This is a genomic window from Asaia spathodeae NBRC 105894 (assembly GCF_025994195.1).
Lineage (GTDB): Bacteria > Pseudomonadota > Alphaproteobacteria > Acetobacterales > Acetobacteraceae > Asaia > Asaia siamensis.
Genome location: NZ_BAPY01000002.1, coordinates 213797 through 238449 on the forward strand (window position 1 = coordinate 213797; position 24653 = coordinate 238449).

General features: G+C 59.8%; 19 protein-coding genes and 1 tRNA gene. 11 read left to right on the top strand and 9 right to left on the bottom strand.

What is annotated here, in order from left to right:
* Window positions 1-5: 5 nt before the first annotated feature.
* The 4 genes from AA105894_RS02590 to AA105894_RS02605 all read right to left on the bottom strand — a co-directional run bounded on the left by AA105894_RS02590 (window position 6) and on the right by AA105894_RS02605 (window position 3044).
* Complete coding sequence (locus tag AA105894_RS02590; RefSeq protein ID WP_267310360.1) at window positions 6-1331, bottom strand: phage terminase large subunit; 1326 nt, start codon at window positions 1329-1331, stop codon at window positions 6-8.
* Entirely contained in the window at window positions 1318-1668 is a 351-nt protein-coding gene (locus AA105894_RS02595; RefSeq protein WP_267310361.1) for a hypothetical protein, read from the bottom strand. Before AA105894_RS02595 ends, AA105894_RS02590 begins: the two co-directional genes overlap by 14 nt.
* 535 nt (window positions 1669-2203) lie before the next feature.
* Window positions 2204-2644: a hypothetical protein gene (locus AA105894_RS02600; RefSeq protein WP_267310362.1), complete on the bottom strand. Its 441-nt coding sequence runs from the start codon at window positions 2642-2644 to the stop codon at window positions 2204-2206.
* A 160-nt stretch (window positions 2645-2804) separates the two neighbouring features.
* Window positions 2805-3044, bottom strand: a complete 240-nt coding sequence (locus AA105894_RS02605; RefSeq protein ID WP_267310363.1) for a hypothetical protein — start codon at window positions 3042-3044, stop codon at window positions 2805-2807.
* 84 nt (window positions 3045-3128) lie between these two features.
* Between AA105894_RS02605 and AA105894_RS02610 the strand changes: the two genes are divergently transcribed.
* Complete coding sequence (locus tag AA105894_RS02610) at window positions 3129-3545, top strand: helix-turn-helix domain-containing protein (RefSeq protein WP_229719816.1); 417 nt, start codon at window positions 3129-3131, stop codon at window positions 3543-3545.
* Between the two features lie 11 nt (window positions 3546-3556).
* On the opposite strand, the gene AA105894_RS02615 is transcribed toward AA105894_RS02610, so the two are convergent.
* On the bottom strand, window positions 3557-3796 hold the full coding sequence (locus tag AA105894_RS02615; RefSeq protein WP_267310364.1) for a hypothetical protein: 240 nt from the start codon (window positions 3794-3796) through the stop codon (window positions 3557-3559).
* Window positions 3797-4014: 218 nt separating this feature from the next.
* Between AA105894_RS02615 and AA105894_RS02620 the strand changes: the two genes are divergently transcribed.
* From AA105894_RS02620 to AA105894_RS02630, 3 genes are read left to right on the top strand one after another with little or no spacing between them, the layout of a single operon-like run.
* Window positions 4015-7179: an efflux RND transporter permease subunit gene (locus tag AA105894_RS02620; protein ID WP_267310365.1), complete on the top strand. Its 3165-nt coding sequence runs from the start codon at window positions 4015-4017 to the stop codon at window positions 7177-7179.
* Entirely contained in the window at window positions 7179-8360 is a 1182-nt protein-coding gene (locus AA105894_RS02625; RefSeq protein WP_267310366.1) for an efflux RND transporter periplasmic adaptor subunit, read from the top strand. Before AA105894_RS02620 ends, AA105894_RS02625 begins: the two co-directional genes overlap by 1 nt.
* Entirely contained in the window at window positions 8357-9976 is a 1620-nt protein-coding gene (locus AA105894_RS02630; protein ID WP_267310367.1) for an efflux transporter outer membrane subunit, read from the top strand. The genes AA105894_RS02625 and AA105894_RS02630 overlap by 4 nt, the downstream gene beginning before the upstream one ends.
* A gap of 87 nt (window positions 9977-10063) precedes the next feature.
* Here AA105894_RS02630 and AA105894_RS02635 read toward each other — a convergent pair whose 3' ends face one another.
* Both AA105894_RS02635 and uvrA read right to left on the bottom strand, forming a co-directional pair.
* Window positions 10064-11008 (bottom strand): 2-hydroxyacid dehydrogenase, encoded by a 945-nt coding sequence (locus AA105894_RS02635; RefSeq protein WP_267310368.1) that lies wholly within the window; start codon window positions 11006-11008, stop codon window positions 10064-10066.
* Window positions 11005-13938: an excinuclease ABC subunit UvrA gene (gene uvrA / locus AA105894_RS02640; protein WP_267310382.1), complete on the bottom strand. Its 2934-nt coding sequence runs from the start codon at window positions 13936-13938 to the stop codon at window positions 11005-11007. The genes AA105894_RS02635 and uvrA overlap by 4 nt, the downstream gene beginning before the upstream one ends.
* A gap of 172 nt (window positions 13939-14110) precedes the next feature.
* Between uvrA and ssb the strand changes: the two genes are divergently transcribed.
* The 6 genes from ssb to AA105894_RS02670 all read left to right on the top strand — a co-directional run bounded on the left by ssb (window position 14111) and on the right by AA105894_RS02670 (window position 19498).
* The gene (gene ssb / locus AA105894_RS02645) at window positions 14111-14659 is read left to right on the top strand and encodes a single-stranded DNA-binding protein (RefSeq protein ID WP_267310369.1); all 549 of its coding nucleotides are present in this window, start codon (window positions 14111-14113) and stop codon (window positions 14657-14659) included.
* A 118-nt stretch (window positions 14660-14777) separates the two neighbouring features.
* The gene (gene gyrA / locus AA105894_RS02650) at window positions 14778-17567 is read left to right on the top strand and encodes a DNA gyrase subunit A (RefSeq protein ID WP_373316708.1); all 2790 of its coding nucleotides are present in this window, start codon (window positions 14778-14780) and stop codon (window positions 17565-17567) included.
* On the top strand, window positions 17551-18078 hold the full coding sequence (gene coaD, locus AA105894_RS02655) for a pantetheine-phosphate adenylyltransferase (RefSeq protein ID WP_267310371.1): 528 nt from the start codon (window positions 17551-17553) through the stop codon (window positions 18076-18078). The genes gyrA and coaD overlap by 17 nt, the downstream gene beginning before the upstream one ends.
* Window positions 18079-18123: 45 nt before the next feature.
* Complete coding sequence (locus AA105894_RS02660) at window positions 18124-18597, top strand: peptidylprolyl isomerase (protein ID WP_267310372.1); 474 nt, start codon at window positions 18124-18126, stop codon at window positions 18595-18597.
* A gap of 99 nt (window positions 18598-18696) precedes the next feature.
* Window positions 18697-18772, top strand: a tRNA-Lys gene (locus AA105894_RS02665).
* A 180-nt stretch (window positions 18773-18952) separates the two neighbouring features.
* On the top strand, window positions 18953-19498 hold the full coding sequence (locus tag AA105894_RS02670) for a hypothetical protein (protein ID WP_267310373.1): 546 nt from the start codon (window positions 18953-18955) through the stop codon (window positions 19496-19498).
* An 11-nt stretch (window positions 19499-19509) separates the two neighbouring features.
* Here AA105894_RS02670 and AA105894_RS02675 read toward each other — a convergent pair whose 3' ends face one another.
* Window positions 19510-19968, bottom strand: a complete 459-nt coding sequence (locus AA105894_RS02675) for an Lrp/AsnC ligand binding domain-containing protein (RefSeq protein ID WP_267310374.1) — start codon at window positions 19966-19968, stop codon at window positions 19510-19512.
* Between the two features lie 134 nt (window positions 19969-20102).
* Between AA105894_RS02675 and putA the strand changes: the two genes are divergently transcribed.
* Window positions 20103-23672 carry a bifunctional proline dehydrogenase/L-glutamate gamma-semialdehyde dehydrogenase PutA gene (gene putA / locus AA105894_RS02680; RefSeq protein WP_267310375.1) on the top strand — a complete coding sequence of 1190 codons (3570 nt, stop codon included), beginning with the start codon at window positions 20103-20105 and terminating at the stop codon, window positions 23670-23672.
* 42 nt (window positions 23673-23714) lie between these two features.
* On the opposite strand, the gene AA105894_RS02685 is transcribed toward putA, so the two are convergent.
* The gene (locus tag AA105894_RS02685; protein ID WP_188426587.1) at window positions 23715-24428 is read right to left on the bottom strand and encodes an alpha/beta hydrolase; all 714 of its coding nucleotides are present in this window, start codon (window positions 24426-24428) and stop codon (window positions 23715-23717) included.
* Window positions 24429-24653: the final 225 nt, after the last annotated feature.

A 24653-nucleotide genomic window follows, 5' to 3' on the forward strand; every position in this document is an offset into this window, starting at 1 on the left:
TTCCTTCACCGTGAAAGGCTGAACCATCCCTGGTCCTGCCAGCGGCCTCGCGCTGGCTGCGTCTCGATCATCAATTCGCTCAGCGCCCAGATCAGCGCATCAGCCCTGTCGGGTGACGACGCACCGCCAAACCCCCGAATGGAAAACAGACAAAGCTGGGATTCGAGCTCGGGAAACCGCCCGTGATGCACCACCCGCCCCTGCTCGTAGAGCGCAGCAATCGGCTCGGCGCGCGCTGCTTTCCCACGCGAGGCCACAACCATTTTCAATGACGCTGCCGGATCGATACTGCGCAGGGTTGCTTCCACCAGCGCCCCCCCGAAATTACGTTCGGCAACAACTCTGTCGGCCTGCCAGAGCGCCACGCTCTGCATGACACGACGGGCCCAGGCCATCGGCGTATCGCGCAGGGAACAGTCTTCAAGAACATGCCCGACCCCGTCATGATCCACGCCCGCCACGACAATGCCAATTTCGTCGGCTTTCAGGTCAGAAGGGCCAGAAGCCCCGGAGGGATCGACCGCCACCACGATACGCCGCATCTGCCCGATCAGTGCCTTACGGTCCTGCTCCGCACACGCGTGACATCTCCTGAACATATCCACGCGCCAGAGCGCGTCCTCGATCACCGTCTGATACTCACCAAGCAGAAAACGCCTGCGCTCACGCTCCGGCAGAGCTTCCAGCTGCTGTAGATAGGCGTCACTCAGATTGGCGCGGTTCTGATCCGGATTCATCACCATCGACGCATAAAGCTTCGGTGTTCCATGGCGCAGACCCGATCGCGGTTCGATACCGCTCTCAAAAAGCGCATAGAGCCAGTGATCGGTCGTCGGCGGGTTTGCGTCGATATATTCGCGAACCGTCAAGGCACAACGCTGCGCGAGCCGCGTCAGCAGCATGTTACGCGCGCCATAGCTGATCTGGCTCGCCTCGTTCAGATAGATGGTTGCAAATTCAAGTCCGAGAATTTTCTCGGTACGTGTGGAGTCATCCAGCCCGCCAAAAAGGATCGACGATCCGTTCGGAAAAATCACACGATTACTCTGGCCGTCCCATTTATAGCGTATATGCGCGAAGCAGCAGCGCATGACCTTCGGAAACGTGTCCTGAATGACGCTCGCCCGCAGAGCGACCTGACGATGCCGAAACACACCATGACGCGATTGCGGCACACGCAACGCCCTGACCACAAGCGCCCTGATCAGAATGAATGTCTTGCCTGATCGCGAACCACCCCGCAGGAAAATATGTCGTGCCTCGCCACCGAGCAAACGATTGGCCTGCTCCTGCACAGGCGTCAGGGCAAACGCCGACCTAGAGCGCTTCATCGCCCTCGGTCAGGGATAATTCCCCTTCGCATTCATCGACATTCGCACGCACATCGCGAAAACAGGCCGGACGATGAGCCCGCAACAACATGCGCAAAAGCCCGTCGCTGTATCGCTTCCGCGTCATCGGCTTGCCATCGGAATCGCAAATCAGACGACCCCCATAGAGCAGCGGCTCCTCATAGCCCTCGAGCGCCCGACGACGGGCCTCGGCTTCGAGCAGATCGGTCGCTTCCTCAAGGGCCTGCTTCCAGTGGTCGCTGAATATTTCATCGCCGCGCCGCCAGTTATAAGCCGTCTTGCGATCAATCCCGGCGGCACGTGCAGCCTCAGACACATTTCCCGTTTTCTTCAGATGATCAAGGAAGAGGATTTTAAGGGCGTCGCCCTGAAGGCGGTCTCGTTTTCCGAGCCTTTGTTCCATCTTGGCTCCAATTTGTTTTTGTGGAGACGTCAGCAGTCCCTGAGACTTCTTCTTGCACCGATCGTTTCACATCCGTTTCTTCTGAGGCACAGCCTGTCGATCTGACGCATTTCCTCGGTAATCTTCCGCATGATCAGCGACTGCACATCAGCCTGCACACGTCCGATCCGGGTAAGACTCTCCAGTTGCTTTCGACAGGGTACCCCGCGCAGACGCATATCGGGTATCGGCAAATTCGCGTCCGCCAGATCGACCCAGCACAGATCGAGATCAGCTCGGTGCCGCAACTCTGACATGCTTATGAACGGACATAGAACGGCTTCGCCTGGCATTATCTTTACGACGAGAAGAAAACTTCTCCGGCACGAAACCACGTCCCCGACAAGAATGTCGGTCACGGCGTTAATCCGCATCTATTTCATTATGGGTTATATATACTATAATATTATTATTTTTGCAATCTTTTATTACTATAATACTCGCTCAGCCTCTCAAGCGCCAATGCACATTGTGCTGCGGTCTTGGTGCGCGCCGAGGCACGAGGCCCTTCGGGGAAAATCATCGCCGCCATGTCGGGAAAGCTCATCTCCCGCACAAGCATCATCTCTATACGCGTATGAAGGCTCTGCCCCAGAAGCTCTGCGAGTTTGCGCAATCTCTCGGAACATTTCCCACGTCCGAGCATCCAGGTATGGATATCTCCCGCTTCACCGCCCCGTTTCGGCCCTCCCGCGTCAACGATACCCAGCGTCGCGTAGTCATATTCCATTCGCCAGCGCTCGCTGGCCGCCACTTCATCATCACCGATATCGCCGGCCCGATACAGCCAGGCTACAGTCGACAGAACCCTGACTGCATCGCCGTCCTTGCGGAAACGACTGCGTTTCATGCGCTCTGGGGTCGGCAGACAGGCTTCTGTGTCCGACAGGGACAACCTGTCTTTGTTGGCGCATTTTCTCATACGGGAAATCTCCGGATACTCAGGCGCCAGAACGCCTTTCCACACACAAATGCCGTGCTCACAAAACCGCATTTTTCGCGCCGACACACTACATGCGCGACGTCGCGCGCATGGCGTCAAAATAAGAGGGTGGCTCCCTCTCTTCCCAAAGTGCCAGCCATGTGACTGGATGCCCTGCAGGCAACGCCCCGGACTCATCACGCTCATCCGTACCCGGCATTGCTTTGGGCGACTGACGCGGCGGTGCCGCGCCATTCAGTGCCGCCAGGGCTTTGGCTAGCGCCTCACCTGTCGCGGCACGCCTGCCACGTTCTTTAGCGATCCTCATCCAACCCAGCCTTTGCAACGTGAGTGGCTAAATGCCATTGACCGGCACATAGACCATTCCAAAAATTACCCACTGGATTTGGCAATGAGCCATTGCTATGAATGCCCCATGGCCAAACACAAACGCCCCGATTCACTCGCAATCGTTCAGCGCGCCATCGGGAGACGCATCACCTGGGCAAGAGAGCTGGTCTTCCCCAATCAGAGCGAATGCGCACGCCTGCTAGGCGTCGACGCCTCGACCCTCAACAAGATTGAGAAAGGCGATCGCGCGCCGAGTGTTTTCCTCATCTTGTCTCTTTCCAATCGTCTGCGTGTCTCGACCGATTTTCTTCTGAAAGGGGTTCTGAATGGCCGCACTGACGGCGAGATGGCGCTTCGTCTTGCGGCTCTGCACCCAGAGCTGGTGCTCCAGCAGCAGGACACGGCGTTTCACATGGGCAAAAACACGCCTTGCGACATGCCAGAGCCGCCCAGGAGACCAGAGGGGGACCATTCTTGACGTCCTTGTTTTCATCGCACATCCAGAAAACAGCCTTCTTCATTCGCAGACAGAGCGCTTGAAGCTGGGCACAGCAAGAACAAGGCGTGAATAAGCACGCCTTCACCCGTTCCCTGCGCCTCACGCCGTCGCGTTATGATCAGCTTCAACCGACCAGCTGCACCTTGAAGTCCATCCGACTTCTGGACGATTAACCATTTATTAATGGCATTGAGCCATAATGTCAAGAATAGATTATGGCGAATTGCCATAACTCAGGTTCCCGACGCCCTTGTCACGAGTTTGTAAAACAACATTTATACGACATTTTATGTCTGCGTCTCTACGATCCGAAGATGAGTGATCTGGATAAGTAATGGACAGCATAAATCCGCTGATTTCATTTTCTTAATATTAATTCAGATTAATGAAACAGAACAAACTGCCGTAAGGCATCTTCCCTTCGCACGAGAAGAGAGCGCATGAGTTCATGAACGCCATCGTCGTAACTGCCCTAAGGCGGCCCCTGACCTTCGTCGTCTTTTCGATCCTGATTCTGATGTTCGGAATCATGTCGATCTTCAAGACGCCGACCGACGTTTTCCCCGAAATCAAGGTGCCTGTCGTTTCGGTCATCTGGACCTATCCGGGGCTGCTCCCGAATGAGTTCGCCGGACGAATCACCTATAATTTCGAGCTGGCCGTCACGACGACGGTCCAGAACATCGAGCATATGGAATCGAATTCCTATTACGGGCGTTCGATCGTCAACATCTACTTCCAGCCCGGCACGCCTGTCGGCACGGCTGAGGCAGAAGTGACGGCCATTTCCCAGACGATTCTCCTCGGCCTGCCTCCCAAGGTTCCGGCCCCGATGATCGTGGCGCTCGACCCGTCCCAGGTTCCTGTCATCGCGCTCCAGATCACGTCCGAAAAGCAGACGCCGTCTGACCTCTTCAAGCTCGGCGTCATTCGCGTGCGTCCTCTTCTCGCGACCGTACCCGGTGCTGTTGTCGCCCATCCCTATGGCGGCATGGACAGCTTCGTGATGGTGTCACTCAATCAGGAGCAGCTGCGCGCGCATCATCTCTCCGCGGCTGACGTTCAGGCGGCCCTTACCGCCCAGAACATCGTCCTGCCGGCCGGCGATCAGAAGATCGACGCCATGGACTGGATGGTTCAGACCAACGCCGCACCGGAATCGATGGAAGACATCGCCAATATCCCGGTCAAGCGCGTCGGCAATGCCGTCATCTATATCCGTGATGTCGCCGACGTATATCGTGGCGGCCATCCGCAGACCAACCTTGTTCTCGTCAAGGGCCGTCAGGCCGTTGAAATGATCACCCAGAAGGGCGGCACCGCCTCCACTCTGGACGTTGTCTCCGCGACCAAGGCCCTGCTTCCCCGCCTGCGTGCCATCCTGCCGCCTGACGTCAAGGTCTCGATCCTTGCCGATGCCTCGGTCATGGTGAAAGAGCAGATCATGGACGTGGTCCGTGAAATGATCACGGCCTCCTTCCTTACCGGCATCGTGGTCCTGCTCTTCCTCGGCTCATGGCGCTCGACGGTCATCATCGCGACCTCGATTCCCCTTGCCATTCTCTGCTCCATCATCGGGCTGGGCTGGGCCGGGCAATCCATCAACATCATGACCCTCGGCGGTCTCGCTCTTGCGGTCGGCATCCTCGTGGATGACGCCACCGTCATGATCGAGAACATCGATACCCATCTCGAAATGGGCAAGGATCTCGAACTCGCCATCATTGATGCCGCCAACCAGATCGTGATCCCGACCTTCGTCTCGACCACCTGCATCTGCATCGTCTGGCTGCCGCTTTTCGAGCTGTCGGGCGTTGCCGGTTACCTGTTCATGCCGATGGCGCTCGCCATCATCTTCGCCATGATCGCGTCATTCATCCTGTCTCGTACCCTGGTCCCGACCATGGCCAAGTTCCTGCTGGCCGGTCAGGTGCATCACGCTCATGGGCATGACGATCACGCTCCGGCTCCAAAGGGTTTCTTCGGCCGCTTCCAGCGCGGGTTCGAACATCGCTTCAACAACTTCCGCGAAGGCTACAACACCCTGCTGACGCGCTGCGTCGCCCGTCGCGGTGCCTTCGTGGGCGTGTTCATGGTCATCTCCATCGCCTCGATGGGCCTCTACAGCGTAGCCGGCCGCGACTTCTTTCCTGAAGTGAAATCCGGCACGTTGCAGATGCACATGCGTGCGCCGCTCGGCACCCGCATCGAAGTGGCTGGCCGCATTGCCGCCCTGGTCGATGACCGCATCAACCAGCTTCTGCCGGGCAAGGTCGAAAACATCATCTCGAATTGCGGCCTGCCCGAAGGCCCTCATAACCAGGCCTTCATCCCGACCCCGACAGTCGGCACGCAGGATTGCGACCTGACGATTGCCCTGAAGAATGAGGAATCTCCCGTCTGGGATTATCGCGCCCTGCTCCGCAAGGATCTCTCACAGCGCTTCCCCGGCACGGTCTTCACCTTCCAGCCCGCCGACCTGACCGACAAGATTCTGAATTTCGGCTCGGCTGCGCCCATCGACATCCAGCTTTCCGGCCCGAGCGTTGACGACAACTACAATTATGCCAGGCATCTGATCGGCAAGATCCGCCAGATCCCGGGAACGGCTGACGTCGTCATCCAGCAGACCATGTCCACACCGACCCTCATGGTCAACGGCAACCGTACCTTCAGCCAGGCCACCGGCCTCAGCGAAAACGATCTGGCAACCAATGAACTGCTCACCCTCGCCGGTTCAGGCGTCGTCGATCCCCAGTTCTGGCTCGATCCTGTCGATAACGTCACTTTCCCGCTCAACGTCTACACGTCTCAGGACCAGCTGACGCATCTGAATGACCTGCTGACGGTTCCCATCGACAAGGGCGACGGCAACCCCAACGACCAGACACAGCTTCTGGGCGCTATTGCCGATATCGTTCCCACGGGTACGCCGGGCGAGGTCTCACATTACAACTCGATGTCCGAGATCGACATCTACGTGAACGTCGAAGGCACCGATCTCGGCGCCGTCCTCGACGAGGTCAACAAGACCATCGCCAATGACGCCTCCAATCTTCCGCGCACGACCGCTGTCGATGTGCATGGTCAGGCCACCACGATGCATGGCGCCTATGTCCAGCTGGTCTTCGGCCTCTGCGTTTCCGTGGTGCTGATCTATCTGCTGATCGTCGTGAACTTCCAGTCCTGGCTGGATCCGTTCATCATCATCACCGCCCTTCCCGGCGCGCTGGGTGGCATTGCCTGGGCCCTCTTCCTGACAGGCACCCGCCTTTCGGTTCCAGCCCTTACCGGCGCCATCATGTGCATGGGCACGGCAACAGCCAACTCCATCCTGGTTGTCTCCTTCGCCCGTGAACGTCTCGAGGTTCATGGCGACGCGCTGCGCGCTGCCATCGAGGCCGGCTATGGCCGTATCCGTCCGGTTCTCATGACGGCGCTCGCCATGATCGTCGGCATGATCCCGATGGCCACGTCCAACTCGACCAATGCGCCGCTGGGCCGCGCCGTCATCGGCGGGCTGATCGTCGCCACCATTTCTACCCTACTCTTCGTTCCCTGCGTCTACGCGATCCTGCACAACCGCTCTGCCCGCCAGAAGGAAATCGTCTAATGGCCACCTCCCCCAAGATCATCGCCATTGCGGGAGGATGCGTCCTCGCGCTCTGGGTCGGCGCCCTCGTCGTCGGTCGCGTTCACCATAACAGCGCCCTGGCTACCGAGACCTCAGCCAACGCCATTCCGAACGTGGCCGTGCTCAACCCCATCCAGTCGCCAGACAAGGTCGCCCTCACCCTGCCCGGCAATATCGACGCCTGGTATCAGGCTCCGATCTATCCGCAGGTCTCGGGCTACGTGAAAATGTGGTTCAAGGATTACGGCGCCCATGTGAAGGCAGGCGACGCGCTGGCGGAAATCAACGCCCCCGCACTCGACGCGCAATATGCACAGGCCCAGGCCGATCTGAACGCCGTTCTCGCCAAGTACCATCTCGCCGCGGTGACAGCAGAACGCTGGCGCGCCATGGGCCAGTCGCAGTCGGTTTCCGGTCAGTCGGTTTCGGTCTCGAATGCCAACGAGCAATCAGCCAAGGCTGAAGTCGACGCGGCACAACGCAATGTCGACCACTTTGCGGCCCTTGAGAAATTCAAGACCATTGTGGCCCCGTTCGACGGCATCGTGACCTCGCGAAGCATCAATGTGGGCGATTACGTCCATGACGGTGGCGGCAATCTCAACAGCACCGGCAGCGCCTCCGAGCTCTTCACCGTCGCCGATGTCCACAAGCTGCGTCTCTTTGTCTCCGTGCCGGAAGTCTTCTCCTATATCCTGCAGCCCGACATCACTGCCGATGTCAGCGTGCCCCAGTTCAAGGAAAAGAAGTTCCATGCGAGCTTCCTGACCACGGCGCGCGGTTACGACCCGAACACGCGCACGGTGACATCGGAATTCACCATGGAAAATCCGAACGAGGTGCTGTGGCCCGGTACCTTCGCCTCGGTTCAGCTCAAGGCACATAACGAGACGGCCCATCTCTACGAGGTCCCGACCTCGGCACTCGTCTTCGAGGAAAAGGGCATGCAAGTCGTGGTCGTTAATGACGACAACACAGTTCACTACAAGAAGGTCGTCGTCGGACGCATGGCCGACACCTCGACCGAGATCCAGGCCGGCATCTCGCCCAAAGACCGCATTATCGCCAACCCGCCAGCCGATCTGCTCGAAGGCGACAAGGTCAACGTCACCCAGCCAGAGCGCGGCTACAACCAGTCCGGATTCGGGGCTTCGGAATGAGCACACACCGCTTCAAGAAACTGGCTCTGGCCTGCGGCACGGTTCTAACAGCCTTCGGTCTGTCAGCCTGTGACCTCGCGCCAACCTACACGCCGCCCACCTTCGTCGTGCCAGCCAGCTGGCACGGTCAGGGCCCCTTCGCGACGGCTACTCCAGCCGACACCACCCTGCCAACCGACTGGTGGAAGCTGCTCAACGATCCGCTCCTGAACGAGATGGAAGCCACGCTGACAAAGGCCAATCCGGATCTACAGGCAGCGGCTGAACGCTTCATCCAGGCTCGCGCCCTTGTGGTACAGGCCCGCTCCGAACTTCTGCCCCATCTGGCCATGGGCGCGGGGGCGTTCGACAACAAGCAGTCTTCCGACCGCCTGTTCCGCTACAAGGGAAATATTACCGAGACGGATGAGGAATATCACGGCCTCGCCTCCTGGGAGCCCGATTTCTGGTCGGCCATACGCAACCATGTCCGCGCGCAAAAGCAGTTTGCACAGGAAAAAGCAGCTGATTTCGCCATGTCGCGCCTCAGTCTGCAGGCCGAACTGGCGTCAGACTACGTCCAGCTGCGCGGCTACGACGCCCAGATCGCCATCTATAACCAGTCGATAGGCTATTATCAGAAGGCGCTGCAGATCACGCAGAACCAGCTGGAGCATCAGGCAGCGCCCCGTCTCGACGTCGCCCGCGCCCAGGCTCAGCTTTATTCGACTCAGGCCGCCGAGCTTGATGTGCAGGCAGCGCGTGAGGTCACCGAGCACGCCATCGCTATCCTGACCAATGCCTCGCCGTCCTCCTTCCATATTGCCCCCACGCAGGTCATGGGCTTCAACCAGCCGAGCGTTCCGGCCGGCGTGCCGTCAGAGCTGCTCCAGCGACGTCCCGACGTCGCCAGCGCCGAGCGAGAGATGGCCCAGGCCAATCGCGAGATCGGTATCGCACGCGCGGCCTTCTACCCGCATGTCTCGCTTCAGGCTGGCGGCGGTTTCGCCCAGAACGGTTTTGATCTCGCCAATCTGGCCAATTCGCTCTGGTCCTATGGCGCCTCGTTCGAGCTGCCCATCTTCGAGGGCGGGCTGAGACGCGCCGAGCTGCAGCATGCCTGGTCGGCCTATCGCGAGACGCGCGACACCTATCGCAGCAAGGTGCTCGACTCTTTCCGAGAAGTTGAGGACGGTCTCTCCCGTACCAACCGCCTGGACCAGGAGAACCATGCTCTTAAGAAGGCCGTGGATGCTACCCTGGCCACCCAGAACATGACGATGACACTCTATCAGGGCGGTGTGGGCACCTATCTCGAGGCCATCTTCGCCCAGGTGCAGACACTCGATACCCGCATCCATCAGATCGAGGTCGCCACACGTCTCTATCAGGCTGATATCGGGCTGATCCGCGCCCTTGGCGGCGGGTGGAATGTGAAGCTTCTGCCCACCATGGACCAGACGCTTTCCATCACCCCACTGCAATACGACGATCTGCATCACCCGCAGCCCGTCGGTGGCGTCGATATTTCCCAGCATCCCGAAGCGTTTGAAAACCTCTCCAGCGCTGCCCCGTCGGCTCCGGCCGCTGCAACAGGCAAGACGCTTCGCCCGATCTACGATCAGGCCGAACACTGATCAGGGTTTCCTGCCCTTGCAGAGCCAGAACGGCTCTCACAAGGGCAGGAGAGACCAGCCTATTCTCCCACCGGGAACATTATCCCGTCAGTACCCAAGCTCACGATTGACGGCCTCAGGTATCCGACCGTGATCGAAAAACTCCTGGATATTCCCGGCAGCCAGAAGTGACGCAGTCCCTGTCTGGGTCGGGGCTGTGATATGCGGCAGAATGGTCACCCTGGGGTTCGCCCAAAGCGGATCATCCTTCTTGAGAGGTTCCCGCTCGAACACATCGAGTACCGCATGGCCAAGATGGCCCCGGTCAAGCGCCCGTATCAATGCGGCCTGATCGACAATCGGCCCTCTGGCAAAATTCAGCAGGGCTGCGCCCTCCTGCATCTGCCCCAGCCGCCAGTCGTCCAGCAACCCCCGTGTCTGAGGCGTCAGTGGCAACAGAACGACCACGATGCTACTTTTCCGCAGTATGGTCTCCAGCCCGGACGGCCCGTACATCATCGGAATATCGGCTTTCGTCCAGGGCGTTCGGGTCCACCCCGTCACAGGAAAGCCATTCGCCTGCAACCTCTGGGCCGCAACCCTTCCCAGATTGCCCATACCCAATATGCCAACCGGGCGATCCTCAGGCATGAGAAGCTTGTGCTGCAGCCAGCGCTTCGCCTCCTGCTGCTCCCGATAAACCGGCATGTCACGGTGAATATAAAGCGTCCATGCCAACACCGCTTCAGACATTGTCTGGGCCAGCTGAGGGTCGGTCATCCTGACGATACGCACCGCGTTATGCGGCATCTCCTCAACCAGACGCTCAACGCCGGCCCAGAGGCTCTGCACCCATTCAAGCATCGGCAGATCGCGCAGATCTTCGGGGTCGGGATTGGCCACTACCGCCATGCGCGCCGTGCGCCGCTCCCCGTCGGTCAGATCCTCGAAAGGAATCACCCTGATGTTGTTGAGCGCCGCATTGATCGCATCAAGGCTTTCCTGACGCTCTCTGGGGGTAATCCGCCCGCAGAAGGGAACAACAATCGTCATGAAGCACGCACCTTTCGACGGGCCACTGCAGTGGCCTTCTTCTTTCTGACAGGTGTTACGACCGGGCTGGATCGTGCAGGCAGCAGCGGCGCCAGAAACCGCCCTGTATGGCTCTCGGGCGTTGCCGCGATGACCTCAGGCGGCCCTTCCGCCACAATCCTGCCGCCACCGTCGCCGCCTTCCGGTCCGATATCAATCAGCCAATCCGCCGTTTTGATCACATCCAGATTATGCTCGATCACAAGAACGGTATTACCCTGATCGACAAGCGCATGCAGCACATCGAGCAGCTTGCGAACGTCTTCTGTATGAAGCCCGGTTGTCGGCTCATCCAGAATATAGAGCGTCCGCCCTGTCGCCCGCTTTGCCAGTTCCTTCGACAGTTTGACGCGCTGCGCCTCACCGCCCGAGAGAGTCGTCGCCTGCTGCCCGAGCGTAACATAGCCAAGACCCACCTGCTGCAGAATCGCCAGCCTGTCACGAATACGCGGTACGGCGTGGAAGAAAGGCAGCGCCTCATCGACCGTCATTGCCAGCACATCGGCAATCGACTTGCCGCGGAATTTCACATCGAGCGTCTCGCGATTATAGCGCTGCCCCTTGCAGGTATCGCAGGTCACAAAAACATCGGGCAGAAAATGCATCTCGATCTTGAGAACGCCATCGCCCTGGCAGGCCTCGCAGCGACCACCCTTGACGTTGAATGAAAACCGGCCCGGCTTGTAGCCACGCGCCTTGGCCTCTGGAAGCTCTGCAAACCAGTCGCGTATGGGTGTGAAGAGATCCGTATAGGTCGCCGGGTTCGAACGCGGAGTGCGTCCGATCGGCGACTGATCGATATCAATGATCTTGTCGAGATGCTCCACCCCCTCAAGCGCCCGATAAGGCAGGGGAGACTGGCTTGAGCCCATCAGCTCGCGCGATAACGCCTTGTAAAGCGTGTCGACCACAAGGGTGGATTTGCCACCACCGGACACACCCGTCACCGCCACGAAACATCCAAGCGGGATACGTGCCGTCACGTCATGCAGGTTGTTTCCCGTAGCCCCGACGACGCTGAGCATACGCTTCTCATCGTAGGGACGCCTCTTCTCCGGCACGGGCACCATCCGCCTGCCCGAGAGATAATCGCCCGTGATACTGGCCGTGTTTTTCGCCACCTCATCCGGTGTGCCGCTTGCCACCACCGTGCCACCAAGCGCACCGGCTCCGGGGCCCATATCGATCAGCCAGTCAGCAGCCCTGATTGCATCCTCATCATGCTCGACAACGATCACCGTGTTACCAAGCTTCTTGAGACGGTCGAGCGTGCCCAGAAGCCGCTCGTTGTCGCGCTGGTGCAATCCGATAGAGGGCTCATCCAGCACGTAGAGCACCCCGGTCAGCCCCGAGCCAATCTGGCTTGCCAGACGGATACGCTGGCTCTCTCCGCCCGAAAGCGTGGCAGATCCGCGTGACAGTGTCAGGTAGTCGAGACCAACATCATCCAGAAAGCGCAATCGATCCAGAATCTCGCGCAGAATACGACGCGCGATCTCGGCCCGCTGTGACGTCAGGGACGCTTCGACCCCGCCAAACCAGTCAAGCGCCCGGCGGATGGTCAGATCAGAGGCCTGAGCCACATTCAGATGGTTAACCCTTACGCAAAGCGCCTCGGGTCGCAGTCGCGCCCCGTGACAGGCATGACATGGCACATCGGACTGATAGCGCGACATCTCTTCACGCACCCACATGCTGTCCGTCTCTGCCAGACGGCGCTGCAGGTTGCGCATCACCCCTTCGAAAGGCTTGCTCAGCTCATAGGCGCGCTTGCCATCTTTATAAGTGAAGAGAATAGAGTCCTCGCCCCCTTCCAGAAGAACCTTGCGGAACCCTTCGCCGAGCTTTTTCCAGGGCGTCGTCATCTTCTCCCTGAAGTGACGCGCCAGCGCCTCAAGCGTCTGGTCATACCAGGGCGTCTTGGCATCCCGCCAGGGCGCGATTGCTCCCTCTGCCAGAGACAGCGTCTCATCCGGTACGACCAGCCGCGCGTCGAAATGCGTTTCCGTCCCGATACCGTCACAGACCGGACAGGCGCCCATTGGAGCATTGAACGAAAACAGACGCGGCTCGATTTCCTCAAGCGTAAACCCGCTGACAGGACACGCAAATTTGGCCGAGAAGACCATATGCTCGATTGTGGCCTTCTCTCCCTCGCGCAGCACGGGCTCGGCATAGGCCACGCCATCCGCCAGCCCCAGCGCCGTCTCGAAACTATCTGCCAGCCGCGTCTCGATTCCAGCCTTCACCACAACACGATCGACAACCACCTCGACCGTATGGCGCAGCTTGCGGTTGAGGTGAGGTGCCTCGGCAATTTCGTAGGTTTCGCCATCGACCTTGACCCGCGTAAAGCCCTTGCGCTGAAGCTCTGCAAGCTCCTTCCGGTACTCCCCCTTGCGATCACGAATCACCGGTGCAAGCAGCATCAGGCGCGTGCCTTCAGGCAGCGCCATCACCCGGTCCACCATCTGGCTGACCGTCTGCGCCTCGATGGGCAGTCCGGTTGCCGGTGAATAGGGAACACCTGCACGCGCCCAGAGCAGGCGCATGTAATCATGAATCTCGGTAATGGTCCCCACTGTCGAGCGCGGGTTCTTCGAGGTGGTTTTCTGCTCGATCGAAATGGCCGGTGAGAGGCCCTCGATCGAATCCACATCCGGCTTGCCCATCAGTTCCAGAAACTGGCGCGCATAAGCCGACAGGCTCTCGACATAGCGCCTCTGCCCCTCGGCATAGATCGTATCGAAAGCCAGTGAGGATTTGCCGGAGCCCGAAAGCCCCGTGATGACCGTCAGCTGGTCCCTGGGAATATCGGCGTCGATATTCTTCAGATTGTGCACACGGGCGCCGCGCACACGAATGGACTGGTTGTACGGCAGATCAGACATCAGCACCACGCGAGGAAGAATCGAAAGGGGGTCGGAAAACGAGAACGTTTCGAGACCCATGTAAGATTGCTGCTCGCAGGATTAAAGTCGAGCGTCGTTCGGTCACGGGCGTGACGGCAGCGTTCTGCTGGGCTAAGATGGTCTATATTTTCAGGATGTAGGGTCGGTCGCCATGGCAGGAAGTGTGAACAAGGTCATTCTCGTGGGTAATCTGGGTCGCGACCCGGAAACACGGAATGCCCAGTCTGGCTCCAAGATCGTCAACCTGACCATTGCCACATCCGAAAGCTGGAACGACCGCGCCTCTGGCGAGCGCAAGGAGCGCACCGAGTGGCATCGCGTCGTGATTTTCAACGAACGTCTGGCCGATGTCGCCGAACGCTTCCTGCGCAAGGGCCGCAAGGTCTATGTCGAAGGCCAGCTTCAGACGCGCAAATGGACTGACCAGTCCGGCCAGGAGCGCTACACCACCGAAATCGTTCTGGATCGCTTCCGCGGCGAGCTCACCCTGCTCGACAACAACCGCGATGGCGATTCCGGTGGCGGCATGGGTGGCGGTGGCGGCTATGAAAGCGGCCCGTCGCGCTCCTATGGCGGCGGCAATGCGCCTGCACGCAATAATGGCGGCATGAACCAGCAGCCCGCTCGCAATGGTGGCGGCAACAACGGCGGCGGCTGGGACGCACCGGGTGGTGATCTGGACGACGAGATCCCGTTCTGATCGCGCAAGCCTGACCGCCCCGCCCTGACCTCAAAGACAACAAGACGGACCTGCCTTGACCGACCTGACGCCGCCCGCCGCCCCGACTGACCAGATCCCGGTGACCATTGAGGAGGAAATGCGCTCCTCCTATCTCGCCTATGCCATGTCGGTCATTGTGTCGCGTGCGCTGCCGGATGTGCGTGACGGTCTCAAACCGGTCCATCGCCGCATTCTCTACGCCATGCGTGAGAGCGGCTTCACCTCCGACAAGCCCTATCGCAAATCGGCCCGCGCGGTCGGTGATGTCATGGGTAAATACCACCCCCACGGCGACAGCTCGATCTATGACGCCATGGTGCGTATGGCCCAGTCCTGGTCCATGCGCGTCCGTCTCATCGACGGTCAGGGCAATTTCGGCTCGGTTGACGGCGATAGCCCGGCCGCCATGCGTTACACCGAAGCGCGCCTGGCCAAATCGGCGTCCTTCCTGCTCGACGATATCGACCGCGACACGGTCGATTTCCAGCCGAACTACGACGAAAGCGAGAGCGAACCCAAGGTTCTGCCGGCCGCCTTCCCCAATCTGCTGGTCAATGGCGCCTCCGGCATCGCCGTCGGCATGGCGACCAATATCCCGACGCACAACCCCGGCGAAGTCATCGACGCGACGCTCGCCCTGATTGAAAATCCGGAAGCCACGCTCGACGATCTGATGAAGATCATCCCCGGCCCCGATTTCCCGACGGGCGGCATCATCATGGGTCGCCGCGGCATCCGCCAGGCTTTCGAGACGGGTCGCGGCTCCGTGCCGATGCGCGCGCGCGCCGAAATCGAGGATATCCGCAAGGACCGTCAGGCGATTGTCGTCACCGAAATCCCATATCAGGTGAACAAGGCAACGCTGCAGGAAAAGATCGCCGATCTCGTTCGCGCCAAGGAAATCGAGGGTATTTCCGACATCCGCGACGAGAGCGACCGCTCCGGCATGCGTATCGTGATCGAGCTCAAGCGCGACGCGACCCCCGAAGTGGTGCTGAACCAGCTTTACCGCTTCACCCAGCTTCAGACCTCGTTCAGCGTCAACTGCCTCGCGCTCGATGACGGCAAGCCCCGCACCATGGGCCTCAAGGACGTTCTGGAAGCCTTCATCCGCTTCCGTGAAGACGTCATTCTGCGCCGCTCGCGCTTCGATCTGAACAAGGTGCGTGACCGTGGCCATCTGCTGGTCGGTCTCGTCATCGCCGTGGCCAATATCGATGAGGTCATCGCGCTCATACGCAGCGCCCCCGATGCCGCCACTGCGCGTGAATCGCTCATGGCCCGCGCCTGGAATGCTGCCGATGTGCAGCCGCTCATCGAACTGATCCATGACGAGGGCAATGTCATCGTCGATGGCAAGGTGCATCTCACCGAGGTTCAGGCACGCGGCATTCTCGAACTGCGCCTGCAGCGCCTGACCGGCCTTGAACGCGACAAGATCCAGGGCGAACTGAGCGAAGTCGCCACCAAGATCAACGAATTGCTCGACATCATCGGCAGCCATATCCGCCGTATGGAAGTGATGCGTCACGAACTGCTTCTGGCCCGTGCCGAAATCGCCACGCCGCGCATGACCGAAATCTCGGATGCGCTGGGCGACCAGTCGGATGAAAGCCTGATCGAGCCCGGCCAGATGGTCGTCACCATCACCCGTGACGGCTTCATCAAGCGCACCCCGCTCGAGATCTTCCGCGCCCAGAACCGCGGCGGTCGCGGCCGTACGGCAGCAGGGCGTCGCGGCGATGATGTCATCGTCAACAGCTTCAATGCCCATACCCATCAATGGGTCATGTTCTTCTCTTCGGGCGGCAAGGCCTATCGTGAGAAGATCTGGCGCCTGCCAGAGGCCTCTCCCACGGCCAAGGGGCGCGCCCTCGTCAATCTCCTGCCCGATCTGGGCACGGATTCCATCACGGCCATTCTCGCCCTCCCGCAGGAAGAGGAGCAGTGGGAAGATCTGCACCTCGTCTTCGCAACGGCCAGCGGCAATGTCCGACGCAATCGCCTCAGCGACTTCAAGAACATCCGTGCCTCCGGCCTGATCGCCATGAAGCTCGATGAAGGCGACAGCCTCGTGGGTGTTGCTACCTGCCGCGAAGGTCAGGACGTATTCCTGGCCACACGCAAGGCCCGCTCAATCCGCTTCCAGATCACCGATGACACACTGCGCGTCTTCGCCGGGCGCGACAGCTCGGGCGTACGCGGCATCCGTCTCGCTACAGGCGACGAAGTCAATTCGCTCTGCATCCTCAACCATGTCGATGCCAGCGTCGAGGAACGCTCTGCCTATCTGCGCGCAGCCAACGCCAGGCGCCGCGCAGAGGCTGCTGCAAACGCCGCAGGCACAGAGGAAGAAATCGAAGAGATCGCTTCTGACGATGCCGATGAGGCCATTGATGCCGGCGATCTGACGCAGGAGCGTTTCGACGAGCTGGCCGCTCAGGAAGAAATCCTGCTTACCGTTACCGATGCCGGCTTCGGGCGCCGCTCCTCGGCCTATGAATATCGCGTCAGCGGTCGCGGCGGTCAGGGTATTGCCAATATGACGCTGACCAACCCGAAGCGCGGTCGTGAGGTCGTTGCGACCCTCCCCACGCTCGACGGCACTGACGTCATGATGGTCACCGATGTCGGTCGCCTGATCCGCGTTCCCGTCTCGCAGGTGCGCGTCATGGCCCGTCAGGCCAGCGGCGTCACCCTGTTCCGCGTCGGCGCAGAAGAGCGCGTGACCAGCATCTTCCCCGTCGCAGAATCGGAAGGCACGGAAGCAGACGACGCCGAAACATCGCTCGAGGAATCGGATGCCGCCGTTTCCAGCGCGCAGGAGACGGCCTCTACGGAAACGCCCTCTTCCGGCGACTCAACCCCGGATGACAGTGCAAACTGACGCCTCCCTGAGCGGCGAACGTGTCGGGTTCTATCCCGGCACGTTCGATCCGTTCACCCTGGGCCATCTCGATATAGCCCGCCGCGCATTGGGTATCCTTGACCGTCTCGTCATTGGGGTCGCCCTTAACCCCCGCAAGGCCCCGCGCATCGCCATAGACGAGCGTTGCGCCGCCATCACCGAGACCTTTGCACTTGCAGGCCTCACTCAGGTCAGCGTTGCCCCGTTCGAAACCCTCATGGTCGAGGCGGCTCGTGCCCATGATGCGCGCTTCATTGTCAGGGGGCTGCGTTCGGAGTCGGACCTGACCAGCGAAATGCCCATGGCAGCCGTCAATCGCACGCTTGCTCCCGAACTTGAAACCCTGTTTCTCACAGCGCGTGAAGAGCACCGCCTGATCTCTTCAAGTCTCGTGCGCGAACTCCTGGCCTATGGGGGCGATATAGCCCCCTATCTGCCGGAGAATATCACCCGGCGTCTCTTGCCCAACGCGACAGAGAAGCCGACATAGGCCGCGTAGCCTTTCATGGCTCCGCCAACACAAGGATAGAAGTCAATGTCCGAAACCAATAACCGCCTCGTCATGAAGCTCAAGACCGGTGACGTCGTGATCGAACTGCGTCCCGATATCGCCCCGCTTGCAGCCGAACGCCTGCGCACCCTTTCCGACCAGGGCTTTTATGACGGCGTGAAGTTTCATCGCGTCATCGAAGGCTTCATGGCACAGGGCGGCGACCCGACCGGCACCGGTTCGGGCGGCAGCGATCTGCCCGATCTGAAGGCCGAATTCACGCGTGAAGCCAAGTTCGAGCGCGGCACGCTGGGCATGGCCCGCACGATGAACCCGAACTCGGCCAACAGCCAGTTCTTCATCATGTTCCAGCCCACCCCCTCGCTGGATGGCCAGTACACCATCGCCGGTCAGGTCGTTTCCGGCATGGAGCATATCGACCAGATCAAGCGTGGCGCAGGGTCGTCAGGCATGGTGAAAGACCCCGACACCATCATCTCCATGCGTCCCGAAGCCTGATCCCAGGCATCACGGCCTCAAAAGCCGCATGAAAACCGGCTGAACCTGATTCAGTCGGTTGACGGCTTCTGGCGCATATTGTAGCCAGACGCCTCATGTGAACCGGTAGCTCAGCCGGTAGAGCATTCGACTTTTAATCGAATGGTCGTGGGTTCGAATCCCACCCGGTTCACCACTTTCCCCAAAAATCTGCTTTGCCTGCAGTGCCCTCACCAAAAAAGGCACGGGAAAAATGCGTCCTGAAACGCAGCTTGCCCTTCCGGATCAGGCGATACGGCGCAGACACCCTTAGCCAGTCATCGGCACGCTCGCCCCCCTGCGCGATGACACGATCCAGTCGGAGAAAAACGATCTCGTGCAGGTTCCAAACCTGACGCACGGCCATACGGCCTTCCGCAACCAGATCATGCTGGTGGCCAATATCAACCACACCGTCATTGGCCTGCAGTCGCTGGGCATGCTGCTCCATATTGTCATGACAGATCATGGCGTGAGTTTTGGCCCGGATGCGCCTTTCTCCTACACTCACCGAGAAATGCTGGAATCCCAGATCGATGGCCTTCAGGCCTCGCTTCTTCTGCCCGTTTCTTATGGCGGTCAGCACCGCATGGCTGCGCTGGTAACTGGCGACAACTCCCCCAAACCTCTGGTGATCGAGCGCAGCTCTCTGACCTCGCTACATGGAACCGAAACCAGTCAGGAATTCGAAACCGGAGCCGGCATGGTCCACGAGAACGCCACCCTGAACCGCACCACTCTGCGCCTGGACAAACGCTCTGTACAAGCCAGGATCCGCTACCGGGTCGGCGATCCTGCCAAGCCCCCGATCCTGAGCATGTCGGCTCTGGAAAACGCCAGTCTCTCCATCGACCTGCATCGAGGCGTTGCCTGTCTCGACTGAGGGCGCGGCCCTCAGAGCGGCAGTTCGAGGTCCGACTTCACCTCTTCCATCACCGTATAGGTATGCGTCTGCCGCACGCCGGGCAGGCGGGTCAGCGTCTTGCCCAGAAAGGCACGATAGGCACTCATGTCGCGCACACGTGCCTTGACCAGATAATCAAAGCCCCCTGCGACCATGTAGCATTCGCTCACCTGGGGAATCGCCCGCACAGCCTTGGCGAAAGAGTCGAAAATATCCGCGCTGGTACGGTCCAGCGTCACCTGCACAAATACAAGCAGCCCCAGATTGACAGTCTCCGGGTCGAGGCGGGCCATGTAGCTTCTAATGACCTCAGCCTGCTCAAGCTTGCGCACCCTTTCCAGCGTTGCCGCTGGGCTCAGATTGACGAGCCTCGACAGCTCGACATTCGTGATGCGTCCCTGTTTTTGTAAAATCCTGAGAATCCTGCGGTCGATGTCATCGAGAGTCATATCGGATCCTGAATATAGTTCATAAATTTATAGATATGCAGAATAATATAGCTTATGGGAGCACCATTTCCATAACTCATTTGGCAAAGGCCCTTTTAAGGAAACATAAACAACCAGCAACGACATAGGCTCGCATGAACGCTTCCTTCTCTGCCTTCCGATCGATCGTCCCCGAGCGCTCCGCCCTGCGTCAAGCGATCACCGATCACACGCGCACGGCAGAAGCAGAGCGCGTTGCGGCGCTCGCCACCGAAGCGAGCCTGACACCTGAACAGAATGACAGGGCGCGTGAGACAGCCCGCCAGCTGGTGGAGGCGCTGCGTCGTAACGGAACACCCGGCCTGGTTCAGGGGCTGATACAGGAATATGATCTGTCCTCGCAGGAAGGCGTCGCCCTGATGTGCCTCGCCGAGGCGCTGTTGCGTATCCCCGATACGGCCACACGCGACGCCCTCATCCGCGACAAGATCGCGACAGGCAACTGGCACGGCCATATCAGCAAAAATACCCCGCTTTTCGTGAACGCTGCCACCTGGGGGCTGATCGTTTCAGGCGGTTTCCTGACCACAACCCAGACGAACCGCCTGCCGAAAACACTCGATTCCCTGCTCAAGCGTTGTGGCGAGCCGGTTATCCGTCGCGGTGTCGACATGGCCATGCGCCTGATGGGCGAGCAGTTCGTTACCGGCCAGACCATCGACGAAGCCCTGAAGAATGGTCGCAAGCTCGAGGAAAAAGGCTTCCGCTATTCCTACGACATGCTCGGCGAGGCGGCGATGACCGCAGAAGATGCCGAGCGCTATTATCGTGACTACGAAAAAGCCATCCACGCCATAGGCAAGGCCGCCAACAAGCTCGGCGTCTATAGCGGTCCCGGCATCTCCATCAAGCTGTCAGCCCTCCACCCACGCTATGCTCGCCTGCAACGCGAACGCGTCATGGCCGAGCTGCTGCCCCGCGTGACCACCCTGGCCAGACTCGCCTGCTCATACGATATCGGCTTCAATATCGACGCTGAAGAGGCCGACCGTCTCGAACTCTCCCTCGATCTTCTTGAGGCCCTCTGCTTCGACGAAGCGCTCAAAAACTGGAAAGGAATCGGCTTCGTCGTTCAGGCCTATCAGAAGCGCGCGCCTTTCGTGCTGGACTGGATCATCGATCTTGCCCGTCGCAGCGAACACCGGATCATGGTCCGACTGGTCAAGGGCGCGTATTGGGACAGCGAGATCAAGCGCGCCCAGACAGACGGCCAGAGCGATTTTCCGGTCTATACGCGCAAACTTCATACAGACATCGCCTATATCGCCTGTGCGAAAAAGCTGCTCGATGCACCGGATGCGATCTTCCCGCAATTCGCTACACATAATGCCCAGACCCTTGCCAGCATCTACGCCTATGCCGGTCCCGAATTCTCCATTGAGAAATACGAATTCCAGTGCCTGCATGGCATGGGTGAAGGACTTTACAACGAGGTCGTTGGCCCGAAAAAACTCGATCGCCCGGTACGCATCTATGCCCCTGTCGGAACGCATGAGACCCTGCTGGCCTATCTCGTCCGACGCCTGCTCGAAAATGGCGCCAATTCCTCCTTCATCAACCGCATTCAGGATGAATCGATCTCGGTTGACGAACTGATTACCGATCCGGTCACCCTCGCAGGGCGCGAGACGCCAAGCTACGCCATCCCCTTGCCCTCCGCGCTTTATGCGCCGGAACGACGTAATTCCGCGGGGCTGGATCTCAGCGACGAGAACACGCTGCGGCATCTTGCCGACGCCTTCCTCACGCAGGCTCCCACATCCGCCGACACACAGGGCGAACGCATCACCAACCCGGCCGATACGAACGACATTGTCGGCCATATCCGCTTTCTATCATCCGAAGAGACGGATACCGCGATTGCCCGCGCTGACATTGCCTTCGCAGAATGGTCGCGCGCACCATCCGATCAGCGCGCCCTGCTACTCGAAAGAGCAGCCGACGCGCTCGAGGCCGAAACGGCTTCGCTCATGGCGCTCATCATCCGCGAGGCAGGCAAGACGCTGGCAAATGCCGTGGCCGAAATCCGCGAGGCGGTCGATTTCCTGCGCTATTATGCCGTGCGCATCCGCGAACAGGGCAGCCAAACGCGTCCGCTCGGACCAGTCGCCTGCATCAGCCCATGGAATTTCCCGCTCGCCATTTTCCTTGGCCAGGTCTCTGCTGCCCTCGCCGCAGGCAACACAGTGCTGGCCAAGCCTGCTGAAGAAACGCCGCTGATCGCACGCGAAGCCGTGCGTCTGTTGCACGAGGCCGGCATTCCGGAGCACGTCATCCAGCTCGTCCCCGGCGATGGCCGGGCAGGAGCACAGCTGGTCGGCGATACGCGCATCACGGCCGTGCTGTTTACCGGCTCGACGGATGTGGCACGCCTCATCCAGAAACAACTCGCCGGTCGTCTCAACAGCGACGGCACACCAGTGCCATTCATTGCCGAAACCGGCGGCCAGAATGCCCTGATCGTCGATAGCTCTGCCCTGACCGAGCAGGTCGTTGCCGATGTCCTTGCTTCAGCGTTCGACAGCGCCGGACAGCGATGCAGCGCCTTGCGTCTTCTCTGCCTGCAGGAAGACAGTGCCGACCGCGTTCTAACCATGCTCAAGGGAGCCATGCAGGAACTGCGCACCGGCACACCCGAGCGACCGGATACCGATGTCGGCCCCGTCATCACAGCAGAGGCGCGAGACATGATGCGAGCGCATGTCGACGCGCTGGCCAGTCAGGGACATCGCGTATTCCAGACCGATCTCACACCCGAAGCTGCATCCGGTACGTTCTTTCCGCCGACCCTGATCGAAATCGGCTCGGTTTCGGACCTCAAAAAAGAGGTCTTCGGCCCAGTTCTGCATGTGCTGCGTTACAAGCGTGAAGCGGTCAGCGATGTCATGAAAGCCATCAATGCCACGGGCTACGCCCTGACTTTCGGCCTTCACTCGCGCATCGACGAAACGATTGAGACGCTCAAAAAACAAAGCCACGCCGGAAATGTCTATATCAACCGCAATCTCGTCGGCGCCGTTGTCGGTGTCCAGCCCTTCGGCGGTCACGGTCTTTCGGGCACCGGCCCCAAGGCAGGCGGCCCTCTCTATCTCCGACGCCTGCTAAGCCAAAAGGCACCGATGGAAGCAGCGCTGTCGCACCCGGTCGCTCCTCTTTCGACGCTTTTCGCCGACTGGGTCGCCACCGCCCTGCCTGAAGTGACGGCCAAGGCCTGCGACAAGACGCCGCTTGGCACATCGCTGTCACTTGCCGGCCCAGTTGGCGAGACAAACCTCTATACACTCTCCCCACGTGGCACGGTTCTCTGTGCTGGCCCGACAAGGCAGGATCTCTGCACCCAGATTCTGGCAGCGACGGCCACGGGCAATCGCTGCGCGATACCGCGCGCACTCCTTGCCAGCCTGCCGGAACGTCCACCTGGGCTCGGTGACCATCTCGTCGCAGCCGAAGACTGTGCGACCATCGATGTTGCCTTGGCTAACGGAGACGAAGCCTTCCGCACATCACTCGGGGTCGACTTGGCTGCCCGCGACGGGCAGATCGTCGCCCTTCACGTTCCTGACGAACAGGGAAGCTACCCGCTCGAATTCCTCGTTCTCGAATATGCCTGCAGCACCAATACGACTGCCGCGGGCGGCAACGCGGCTCTCATGGCCAAGGTATGAGAGACTAACCGACCGGAGAAGTCCCTCTCTCCGGTCGGGCTTTCACGCTAGTTCGGCGATGAAGGACGCGACCCGCTCAGGATAAACAACCTCCGCATCATGCGGCAAAGCTTCCGAGCGATAATGCCATCCCTTCTGCGCCCGGGCATAGGCGCGGCTCGGTTCGATCGAAGCCAGAGCGGGATTTTCATAGGCGATATAGGTCACCGGCAGCCCTGATCCGGCAGGCTTGCTCAAGCGCACGGGTGTCTCATAAGTGCCAACAGGATGCGGGCGCAGATGCGCGACAAACCACTCTTTTCGCACCGGGTCGGGAAAGGTAATGGCCGCACTGGGCGGGACCGGGAAAGCAATGTCAGCCCCATTGACCCGCACACGCTCCCGTCGGGTCTGCGCCATGGCCGGAGGCAGAATATCAAAACCTGTCCTGCCATCCTGAGCAATAAGCGCATCCAGATAAAGCAGGCGACGCATACGCGACCCCAGCCGATCGGCCACACAAGTCGCGACCAGACCACCATATGAATGGCCGACGAGAAGAACATTCTGAAGATCGCGCATCTCAATGGTCGCGATAATGTCCTGGATATGAGTCTCTAGCGTGATCTCACGCGACAGCAGATGAGCCCTGTCACCCGTACCCGTCAGCGTCGGCGTCACGACCTCAAAGCCCTGAGCCGTTAGAAGCGGCGCAACATGATGCCAGACCCAGCCACCGCCATGCAGACCATGAATCAGCACGATTGGCGATCGCATCGGCGCCCCCATGGCTATTGAAACCTTCCCCAAGGCAGGTGCCAAGGGAAGCACACTCAGAATTTCACGACGCAGCAAGACAAGAACTCCCCGCTGACCTGAGGAATTCATTCTCTCATTACATAATGGTTATAAACAAGAGAGGAGTTCTGTGCTGGCAATGATGTGATACGCCGCCTCTATCGTTCTGCTCAAGCCCAGCTGCGAGCTGGACCTGTGCGCCTT